We start from the raw sequence: 11,860 nt of genomic DNA, 5'->3' as shown, positions 1-11,860 counted from the left end.
TGGTTTTATGAGTGCTTCAAAAAATTATAGTTTTGTTGATTTTATAATAAACAATCCTATTAAATCTATTTTTTCATCTTTAATGATGTGTTTTTTGCTGATTTCTGGAGTTAGATACATCCAAGCTGATTTTTCATATCGAGCATTTTTCTCTGAAGGCAATCCGTTGCGCGTTGAAATTGAAGGTTTTGAACGGGAATTTAGCAATGATGATTCCATCGTTTTATTGGTTAAGAGTCCATCAGGTATTTTTGATAAAGAAACATCGGAATTAATCGTTAAACTAACAGAGGAAATGTGGCAGGTTCCAGATGTGATTCGCGTTGATTCTCTGAGTAATTATCGTTGGGTGCATGCCTCTGGAGATGACATTGTTGTTGAAGCATTAATTCCTGATAATGGACCATATACAACAAAGTTGCTCGAAAAGCGTAGAGCAGTTGCACTCTCCGATGAAATAATTCCCGAGCTATTGGTCGACTCAGATGCTACGACAACCATGATTGTAGGATATATGAGGCCTACTATCACTTCTGCAGTGGACGCAGCCCCAGTTGTTAATGCAGTCAGAGCACTCGTTAAACAGTATCAAGTTGGTGACCATGAAATTCATATCACTGGCCGGACGGCTATTATGCAAGGTATGAAAGAAAGTTCCCAAGCAGATATCAAGTCACGTTTACCTATTGTTCTAGCCGTTATTATTCTTGTACTGGCTTTTCGTTTCAAACATCCAGTTGGTGTTTTCCCTGTCATTCCAGTGATTGTTTTAAGTGTTGTTGCAACAATGGGGTTAGCGGGTTGGACTGGAATTAAAATCAGTAATATTACGGCCTTGATCCCACAGTTTATTATCGCTATCTGTGTTGCCGATGCAGTTCATATATTAACCAGTTACTTTTTTTATCGACGGAAGAACTATGACGGAAAGTTGGCAATAAGAATTGCACTAAATGAAAATGTCTTGCCCACATTATTAACAACTATAACGACTTCAGTGGCATTCTTTAGTTTCATGAGCTCTCAAATAGGGGCGGTTTCTGAATTAGGTTTATTGGTTGGCATAGGCACCATTATTGGATGGTTTATGTGTTACTTTTTTTTAGGTGCCGTTTTATCCAAGGTCCCTAATAGAAAATCAAATGAGAAACTAATCTTAATTCATACTGAGTACGAAGAAAGTAATGAAGAAAACAAGAACTCATTTGTTTTTAAATATACCAAAAAAGTATGTGCTAATGCTCATTTAATTACTTTTGTTTTTCTAGGGTTATCAGTAGGTAGTATTTACGTCGCAGGTCAGAATGAAATTAATGCGAATCCATTTAAGTATTTTGCTGAAGGTTTTTGGTTAAGAGATTCAAATGATTTCGCTGAAGACAACCTGAAAGGTTCGCAAGGTATGGAAATTGTTGTTAATAGCGGTTTCTCTGACGGTATCAAATCACCTGATTTTTTAAAGCAAGTGGAATCTTTTCAACAATGGATTGATAGTACACCAGGTGTTGTTAGAACTTATTCGATTATCGATATTATTAAGCAGTCTAATCGCTCATTACATGGAGATGATCAGAAATATTATACATTACCAAAGACTAGAGAGGCGGCCGCAGAATTAATCTTTTTATATTCAATGAACTTACCACAAGGTTTGGATCTCTCGAATCGTATCAGTATTAATAATGACTTAGTTAGGATCAGTGTAAGGTGGACAAATTACGACTCAGCATTAGCGACACGGTTCGCAGATGAAATAGTTCAATATGGTCAATCTCAGGGCTTAAATGTACATGCGACCGGAAAAATGCTGCTGTTTCAACGTATGAATGGATACGTAGCCACATCATTTTTTGTAACGCTTCTTATTACTATTTTAATAATCAGTATTCTTCTTGTTATTACTTTTAAATCTATCAATTTGGGATGGATAACACTCGTTGCGAACTTATTCCCACTCTGTTTTGGCATGGCCATTTTATATCTTAGTGGTAACGCAATAGATATTGGCGCTGTCATTGTGCTGAGTGTGTGTCTAGGTGTGGCGGTTGATGACACGATTCATTTTGTGAGTCACGCGCAGAGATTATTGAATGCAGGAAAAGAAATAGGCTTTGTTATACGCGACAGCTTGTTAAAAGTTACACCAGCAATAGCAATCACAACGCTTATATTAACGATCGCATTTGGTTCTTTTATGAGCGCTGATTTTGTCCCAAATGCAAACTTTGGCCGTATGGCTGCTGCAATACTAAGTACAGCGTTAATAGCAAACGTCACATTGTTACCGGCATTATTATTCTTAATACATAGAAAGAAGGAGGTTGCAGTTTTTAATATGAATGAAGCAGAAAATATTAAAAGTTAAAAAATAATTTGTTTAGTTTTTAATCAAGGATTGGATATGAGTGAAATAGTAGAATATAAAAATAATAATTTTTTATTTTTAACACCAGCAGACCAATGTTTAAACTCCTTTTGTGAGATCGTTGATCATTGGGCTGAAAAAAAACCAAATAGTTTGGCTGTGCAGTTTTTAAAAAAGGGCAAGGAGCTAGACAGCTTAACATTTGAAGAGCTGAGAGAAAGGTCTGTAAGTATTGCAAATAGGTTATTAGAATCTGTTGAGCCAAAAAGTCGCGTTATTCTAATGTTTGACCAAGGGGTAGATTATTTAACATCATTTCTTGGCTGTTTATATGCCAATATGGTTGCGGTTACAGCTTTTCCACCGCAAGATCCAAGAAGAAATGAACGATTGTCGGCGATTATAAATGACTGTGGTTCAAAGTTAATATTAGTTAATGATAAAACAAAAAATGCATTGGCGGGTGATGACGTTGTTCAGTCTGGAAATGTTGAGTTAGTGAATGTTTCAGATGTAGATATTGATTATTTAAATTATCAAACAGTTCCTGAAATAAAGCTAGATGACTTGGCTTTTTTACAATATACATCAGGATCAACAGGGTCGCCAAAAGGGGTGATGGTTTCACATTATAACCTTATTAATAATGTGGAATTGCAAAGATCAAGCATGGGTTTGGACGAAAAGAGTGTTTTTGTGTCTTGGCTACCTCTTTATCATGATATGGGATTAATATTAATTTCATTATGCTCAATTTATAATGGAACACCATTATATTTTATGGCCCCTGATGATTTTGTTCGCAGTCCAAAACTATGGCTAGAAGCGATTAGCCGTTATAAAGGCACGGTGAGTGGCGCGCCTGATTTCGCATTTAGAATGTGTTGCGACAGAATCAAAGACCTATCAGAGGATATTAATTTATCGTCTCTTGAAATCTTGGTGAATGGCTCAGAGCCTATTCGTCAAAATACGGTAGAGCGGTTTTATAAACAATTTTCAAATAATGGATTGCGTCAGACAGCGATGCACTCTGTTTATGGCTTGGCCGAGTCTACGGTATATGTTTCTGGTGTTAACATCTTGAAACACAAAAAGTGCTTTTCATTGGATGCATTAGAAAAGGGTCAAGCAATAGAACAAAACACAGATATGAGAGTGTTGGCCAGTTGTGGGCGTTTAGACACAGAGTTCTCCCCTGATATTAAAATTGTAGACCCATCAGTGTTGTATGAAATGGCAAATGGGCTTGTGGGTGAAGTATGGATCGCGAGTAAGAGCAACGGATCTGGGTATTGGAATAAACCTGAATTGTCTGCAGAAACGTTCGACAATGTGTTGAGCACCGATGGTAAGACATATTTAAGAACGGGCGATCTTGGGTTTGTATATGATGATCATTTATATGTATGTGGACGAATAAAAGATGTGATTATCATTCGAGGTCGCAATATTTACCCCTCAGATGTATGTTCCAGTGTTGAATTTTCTCATGAATCTTTGCGATCTAGACCAATTTCTGCGTTTAGTATTGATACACCAGATGGTGAACGACTCGTCGTCGCTATTGCAAATAAAGGGTCTGAAGAAAGCTTCGAAGAGGTCATTACGAGTATTAAGAAAAAGGTACTGAATGATTTAGGGGTGGACGTTTCTGGGGTCATATTTGTCAGTAATCAAAACTTGTATCGAACAACCAGCGGAAAAATACAGCATGTTAAGCTGAAATATGAATTTATTAATGACGAACTATGTTATAGGCATCGTTATCTCGATGCAGATCTGCAAAGGTATGTCAGTGATCAAACAGTAACAAGGCACAGTACGATTACTGATATAGAAGAAGCCGCGATTGAATTTAAGCATCATATTGTTGGTGATACCCTGCAAAAGTGGATAGCTCAATTATCGAACATCTCAACACAGCTAGACTTATCTCAGAATTTATTTGAATTAGGACTAGATTCACTTAGGGTTTCTCAGCTTCTTGAAAAAATAGAAGAAAGTTACGGTATCAGTATTGATTTAAGTGATTTTAGTGAGGCGCCAACGCTGTCATTTTTAATTACGACCGTTGAGGTTAGGTTTCGGGCATTGTTAGACATCGATGTGAATGACGAATGCCAAGTTGTGGAGGTGGAACTATGAACGAGTTTCATCCTCATTTATATGAAAATGCAGAAAAAATTTACACGGAATTAACGGCCCAGGGTGTGGCAGTGCAATTGGTAGACAATAAAATAAAAGTGTATGCCAAAGAAAACACCCTCAATGAAAGGCAAATAGCAGATTTAAAAAACAATAGGTTACAGTTCATTGAGTTTTTAAGTGGTAAAAGAAAGTTACCCACAATTATCGCTGATGATGCCGCAAGATATGAGCCTTTTCCACTCACGGATATTCAAAGGGCTTATTGGGTTGGTCACCAAATGGAAGTTGAACTGGCGGACGTCTCTATACATTATTATTCAGAAGTGAGCTGTGCGCCGTTTGATATTGCCGCATTTGAGTCTGCCATCGATAAAACGGTGATGCGTCATGACATGTTGAGGGCGGTCGTTGATACTGATGGAAATCAACAAATTTTACGTTCACTGCCACCATATCAAGTCAACTTTACCGATTTATCAGATTTGAGTGAGCAGCAACAAAACACTTGGTTGGAAGCGTATCGGGCGACCATTTCGCACTCTCAACGTAAACCGGATCAGTGCCCTAGTTTTGGGTTTAGTATTGTTAGGTTAAATGAACGCGTTGATATCCTGTTTGCAAGCGTAGATTTATTGCATGTCGATGGTGGCAGTTTGATGATTTTGTTTGACGACCTTTTTAGGTTTTATAACGATGCAAGCTATGATCCATCACCAATTTCCATTTCATATCGAGACTATGCGCTAGCGGAATTTAGCATTCATGGCAGCGCACTTTACAATGAAGGTCTGACGTACTGGCGCAATGAAGTTAAAGGGTTACCACCAGCACCAGAGCTTCCACAACTGAAGAGTAAACCGGCTTCAACTAAATTCGTTCGTCATCAGTTTGATATATCCAATAAACTCGGCAGTTTGTTAAAACAACGCGCTGTTGAATTGAAAATAACACCGACCGTTTTTGTAATGATGGCTTTTTCAGAAGTGTTGAAGCAGTGGAATAGCGCACAAGACTTTACATTAAATGTCACGGTGTTCAACCGTTTACCTATGCATGCTGATGTCAATAAATTGATTGGTGACTTTACTTCAATGCTGTTATTGCCGGTGTGCCACACTGCAACGGAAACACTAGCCGATAAAGCATTGAGAATGCAGAACAAGTTGTGGGAGTCGATGAAGTATCGCCACGTTAGTGGCGTTACAGTATTGAGTGAACTTGGTAAACATACTGGTAATCAAGGCAATGTACAAATGCCCATTGTTTTTACAAGTATGTTGGACCTTGGTGGACAAGGGCTCCCTTCTAATTGGCTTTCATCTTTTGGTACCGAGCGGTTCACACTCACACAAACGCCACAGGTGTCTTTTGATCATCAGATAACGCAATTAGAAACAGGCGAAATGCGTTTTAGCTGGGATATTATTGACGAACTTTTCCCTGCCACAATGGTGGAGGATATGTTTGAAGTTTATGAAAAAATGGTCATGCAGCTTATTACACAGACCGGTGTATGGCAGCAAACGGCACTAAACATTTTACCCGAACAGCAAATCGATATGTTGCAAAGCGTGAATGATACAGCAATAGACTTTGGTGGCGCGAAGACCTTACTTGATTTAGTTCAGACAAGTGTGACGAATACCCCTGATAATTGCGCGGTTAGCGCTCAAAATGGTGATTTAACCTATCGGCAGTTAAATGATGCGGGGCAATTTTATGCCATTAAATTAACAGCCGCTGATGTTCAACCTAACGCAGTGGTTGCAATATTGATGGAGAAGGGGTGGGAACAAATTGTTGCCGTACTCAGTATTCACCACAATGGCTGTGCGTATTTACCAATCGATGCAGAGCAACCAGATAGTCGTATAAAGTATCAATTAAAAAATAGTGACTGTGATGTGATTTTATGTCAGTCACATTTACGGCAACGCGCTACAGATTTAATAAATGGTGGGTTAACGATTGTTGTTGATACATATACAGACATCGCAGTCGACCAGCATGATTTGGCGTTATTGCGTCAGCGCAAACCATCACCAGAATCTCTATCTCATATCATTTATACCTCTGGTTCAACAGGCAAACCCAAGGGAGTGATGGTTCAGCACCGCCAAGTAGTTAACCGGATGTTGGACATCAATTTGCGCTTTAATGTCTCTCAACAAGATAAAATTATTGCATTAACTGCACTGCATCATGATTTATCGGTTTATGATATTTTTGGCATGCTAAGTGCGGGTGGTCAGCTTATTATACCAGCTCAGGAATTACGGCTAGACCCAGAACACTGGTTGGCGTTGTGTAATGCGCACCCTATCTCTTTGTGGAATTCTGTTCCTGCTTATTTGGCTATTTTTTTAGATTATTTAGACGCTCAAGCAATGAGTTCTGTCAGTAAATCACTCCGCTTTTTCATATTGGCCGGCGATTGGATCCCCGTTAATCATCCACAAAGAGTCGCTAAATATTGGCCAGACGCGACCTTTGTTGCTTCAGGTGGTCCTACAGAGACAACTATTTGGGATATTTACAATGTTGTAGATAAACAAGAAACGTTTCAGGAGTCAATTCCATATGGTAAGCCACTGGCTAATAGTCAATATAAAATTTTGGACTGTTATGGTAATGCTTGCCCCACTTGGGTTGCGGGTGAAATGTACATTTCAGGCGCAGGCGTTACGCCAGGGTATATCAACCAACCAGAAATAACCGATGAGAAATATGTCACATTAGGTAATGACGACACTCGCTATTTTAAAAGTGGAGATTTAGGTCGCTATTTGCCAAGTGGTCAGATTGAGTTTGTTGGGCGAAATGATCATCAAGTTAAAATTAGGGGGTTACGGATTGAATTGCCTGAAATTGAGGCGGTTGTATCTACGTTACCTGAGGTTGATAGAGCCGTTGCGCTGGTGACGAAAACTGAACATGGACCTAAATTACGTTTATGGATCGCGAGCGATGTCGTTACACATGGTGATGTTGTTGAAGACAGTAACTCTAATCATTTTGATAATGAGGAAGCTGACTTCGCACAGTCCAAAATGGCCATTTCAGATGTCAGTGAACGATTGAGTAAAAAGTTAGAATATAGCGCACTAAACCCCCGTCAAGATACCTTATTAAAGCCATTATTAGACCAAACACATAATGCAGTCGAAAGCTTATGTAGTTATCGAGACTTTTTACCTCGTCCGATCACAGAGCAAGAGCTAAGCAGTATGCTTGCTTTACTACGTGCGCGTTTTAAAGAGGGAGAATTGAAGTGTGGTTATGGCTCAGCTGGGGGATTGTTCCCAGTTCAAGTGTATATGCATGTGAAAGCGAATAGGGTTGAGAACTTAGAAGCGGGTTTGTATCGCTATTATCCTATTGAGCATGCGCTTGAGTTTATAAATGACACTCAAGTACCTGATAAAATACACTTTAGCCACAATAACATGACATATGAGAATGCGGCTATTAGCATGTATTTTGTATTATATGAACCCACAATAGTGCCTCTATACGGTGATTTTGCAACGTCAATGGCTTACATTGAAGTGGGCATGATGGCGCAACTGTTGCGAAGTGAAGGCGCAAAACAAAACATTGGGATTTGCCAAATTGGAGGGTTTAAGCATCAAGATAAATTAGAGGCAACACTTAATTTAACGCATGACCAAGTGTTTCTTTCTTCTTTATTATTGGGATTAACCCCCCCCATACATGATGAGCCGTCACAAGTAAGAAGCAGTGATGAATTAATAGACAAAATTAAGGCTCACCTAGCGACACAATTACCCAAATACATGGTACCTGAAGAGATTGGCATTATTCCTAAGCTTCCTCTTACACCGAATGGAAAAATCAATAGGCAATCTTTACTCGAGTTAGAAATCAAGACAGCAAGTCGTGATGAAATAAGCTTGCCTAAAAATCATTTAGAGTCTGAATTAGCAGAAGTATTTAAGCAAATATTAAATATTGAACATATCAGTACGACTGAGCGGTTTTTTGATATGGGGGCAAACTCAGCGTTGTTGGTAAAAGTATTCCATGCCTTTAAGAGTCGTGTGGATTTAGACTTTAAATTAATCGCTATGTTTCAACACCCTACAATATCGGGTTTGATTGAGCATGTCAGTGTCAAAGCAGCCTCAAACAACAGTGATATAGACGCCACAGAAGTGAAGCGTCTTTCAATTCGACGTAACAAATTAAAAAAAGCACGTAGCAAGGATTCATCATGGAATTAGAAAATGCAATTGCAATTATAGGACTATCGGCTCGGGTACCGGGCTCATCTGAGTTATCGGAGTTTTGGTCAAATTTATGTGAAGGGAATACGGCATTTCAGGCTTTATCTGATGAGGATATTAAAGCGCAGGGTATTCATGAGAAATTTCTGTCGCAAGAGAATTACATTAAAGTGGGAACAGGCATTCCTGATACCGATAAGTTTGATGCCGCTTTTTTTGATATTCCAGCAAGGGAAGCATGTGTGCTCGATCCACAGCAGCGGGTTTTTCTTGAAGGATGTTGGGAGGCATTAGAAAGTGCAGGGTATGCAACCGAGCGAAGTAATCGTTCTGTTGGGGTGTTTGCTGGCGCAAGTATGAATTCGTACTGGATGCGAAATTTGGCATGTGAGCCAGAATATGTATCTTCTAATAGCGGTTTTCAAAGTTTATTAGGGAATGATAAGGATTACCTGGCAACTCGGGTAGCTTATAAACTTAATCTGCATGGTCCAGCGGTAACATTACAGACCGCATGTTCTACCTCTTTAGTCGCAGTGCATATGGCATGCCAAAATATCTTGCTAGGTGAATGTGACATGGCATTGGCTGGTGGCGTGTCAATTAAGGTGCCGCAAGAAGCAGGTTACTTCTATCAAGAGGGGATGCCCTTTTCAAAAGATGGGAAATGTTTGGCATTTGATAAAGAGGGAACAGGCACTATTTTCGGTAGTGGTATGGGGGTTGTTTTACTTAAATCTTACGAGCAAGCCGTTGTCGATAACGACGATATTTTAGCTGTAGTACGAGGTTCTTCATTCAATAATGATGGTAACAGAAAGGTTGGCTTTACCGCACCAAGTTCAGAGGGACAAGTTGCTGCGATAAAAAGAGCGTTGGCTGTCGCTGAAGTTGATCCGAAAACGATTAGCTATATTGAAGCCCATGGTACGGGTACTAATTTAGGTGACCCCATTGAGTTTCAAGCAATTGAAGAAGTATATGGTCAAGGTAAGTTGCCATGTCGTATTGGTGCTTTGAAGGCCAACATCGGGCATTTAGAAACCGCTGCGGGTATTGTGGGGTTAATCAAGTCAGTGCTCATGTTACAACATAAAAAAATCCCTCCAGTTGCGAATTTTACTTCAATAAATCCACATATTGATATTGACCCAACCCGTTTTTCTTTTAATACAAAATTGGAAGCGTGGCATTCAGAGGGGCCAAGAAGAGCAGGGGTGAGTTCTTTTGGTATGGGGGGGACAAATACCCATATTATTCTAGAAGAAGCTAATTGCGATAAAGTATGTCCTGCTGAGAGTGCGGATATACATCGAGAAATCATCACCCTTTCAGCAAAAAGTAGTAAATCATTAGAGAACATGACAGAAAATTTGGCGCATTGGTTAGCGTGTAATCCCGAAGTGAGTTTGCAGCATGTGGTTGCAACATTACAAGAGCGTCGACAGGATTTTACATTTCGCAGAGCGATTATCGCCAAAGATGTTGCACAAGCACTCGATGTTATGACTAATCAGCCGCAGAAACAGATGACGATGTCGAGTGCCTCAAGAGAAGATATCGTCTTCTTGTTCCCTGGTGCGGGTGCACAATACGTCAATATGGGGCGGGATTTATATCGAAGTAATCAGGTGTTTCGCCAAGCAATCGATGTCTGTTTAGATAGATTTGATGCGTTATTGAATCATCCAATTCGACAGTATTTAGATGCACCTGATGAGCAAGTTGATGCATTGATGGTTGATTTACAAAAACCAAATTTGATGTTTCCAATTACGTTCACTTTCCAATATGGGTTTGCACAATTATTTAAGTCTTGGGGAATTCATCCAAAAGGGCTGTTAGGGCACAGTCATGGGGAATATATCATTGCGCACTTAGCGGGTGTCATGGATTTTGACACTGTCACTTTATTAGTCGCCAAGCGTGCTGAATTAATGATGAAGCTTAAAGTCGGCGGTATGCTTGTTGTGCCCCACAGTTATGACGAAGTAGCGCCTTTAATTCGCGGTAATCATATTTCTGTTGGCGCTAAAAACAGCAAGAGAAATACGGTACTTTCCGGTGAAAAAGGGCAGTTAAATAGTGTGAAAGACTTGCTTGAAACACAACTGAACTGCGAAGTGAAGTGGTTACACATTGACGCCGGTTTGCACAGTTATTTAGTCGATGAAATATATGATGAATTTTATCAAGTTGTCGATAGCTGTAAATTACACACGCCGCAGTTAGATTGGGTTTCTTCAATTAGTGGTGATTGGGTGTCTGCCTCTGAGGTTACAGCGGCAAAGTATTGGGCCGAACATATGCGTAATACTGTGGAATATGCAAAAGCCAGTGCAACACTCGTTGAGAAGTTTGGCAATGCTGTATTTGTTGATTTAGGTCCAAATCAAGTTGTAGGAGAGTTACTGAGAGAGAACCATGCAGAGAAAAATCTCGCTATTGTGTCGGTTGCACGCAGTGTGCGTCAAAAAGAATCAGACTATGACATATTACGTGATGCATTAAGTAAAGTGTGGCTATTTGGTTACCCGCTAGATTGGCAAGCAATGGGAACGACCACACAGCAGCTAATGCCATTACCATTGCCCACTTATGCTTTTGATAGAAAGACGTACTGGATCGAACCTAAAGCCGATTCAAAGGAAGGGGCTGATTTTGAAAATATGACGTTTATTAGTGGAGTTGATGAGCAAGAAAGCGATGTCAACACGCTGGGGAATCGACCGAATTTAATGACGCCATACACAGCACCGGCTACAGCAACTGAAGAATCAATAACGGATATTTGGCAAAAGTTCTTCGGTATTAACCCTATTGGCTCATTTGATAATTTTATTGAATTGGGCGGGACTTCATTACTTGCAACGGAAGTCATTGGTGAAATTAACAAATCTCACAAATGCAAAGTCACTCTGTCTGATTTTCTAGCGGGTGGAAATATTAAGCTCGTGGCGGCACTTGTGAGTCAGTGGCATGCAAAAAATGAAGAACAACTTAAGTTAGAAATTCTTAAAGAATTAGAGCAAGAGTTAGCTAATTAGTAACCCTAATGGCCAGCATTGCACATGTAGTTGCTGGCCGAATTGACTTA

4 protein-coding genes are annotated in these 11,860 nt (G+C 39.7%); all 4 read left to right on the top strand.

The features are described 5' to 3' along the window. The first annotated feature begins 7 nt into the window (after window positions 1-7). Genes J8M01_RS00605 through J8M01_RS00590 form a run of 4 tightly spaced genes read left to right on the top strand, consistent with a single transcriptional unit; the run spans window position 8 to window position 11,810 of the window. The gene (locus J8M01_RS00605; RefSeq protein ID WP_211056693.1) at window positions 8-2,365 is read left to right on the top strand and encodes an MMPL family transporter; all 2,358 of its coding nucleotides are present in this window, start codon (window positions 8-10) and stop codon (window positions 2,363-2,365) included. Between the two features lie 36 nt (window positions 2,366-2,401). Continuing rightward, window positions 2,402-4,513 carry an AMP-binding protein gene (locus J8M01_RS00600; RefSeq protein ID WP_211056692.1) on the top strand — a complete coding sequence of 704 codons (2,112 nt, stop codon included), beginning with the start codon at window positions 2,402-2,404 and terminating at the stop codon, window positions 4,511-4,513. Further along, window positions 4,510-8,760, top strand: a complete 4,251-nt coding sequence (locus tag J8M01_RS00595; RefSeq protein ID WP_211056691.1) for a non-ribosomal peptide synthetase — start codon at window positions 4,510-4,512, stop codon at window positions 8,758-8,760. The genes J8M01_RS00600 and J8M01_RS00595 overlap by 4 nt, the downstream gene beginning before the upstream one ends. Continuing rightward, window positions 8,751-11,810: a type I polyketide synthase gene (locus J8M01_RS00590; RefSeq protein WP_211056690.1), complete on the top strand. Its 3,060-nt coding sequence runs from the start codon at window positions 8,751-8,753 to the stop codon at window positions 11,808-11,810. The genes J8M01_RS00595 and J8M01_RS00590 overlap by 10 nt, the downstream gene beginning before the upstream one ends. The last annotated feature ends 50 nt before the right edge of the window (window positions 11,811-11,860 follow it).

The organism is Pseudoalteromonas sp. MMG005, assembly GCF_018101015.1.
GTDB classification, from domain to species: domain Bacteria; phylum Pseudomonadota; class Gammaproteobacteria; order Enterobacterales; family Alteromonadaceae; genus Pseudoalteromonas; species Pseudoalteromonas aurantia.
This window is presented reverse-complemented; position numbering and strand designations above follow the sequence as displayed.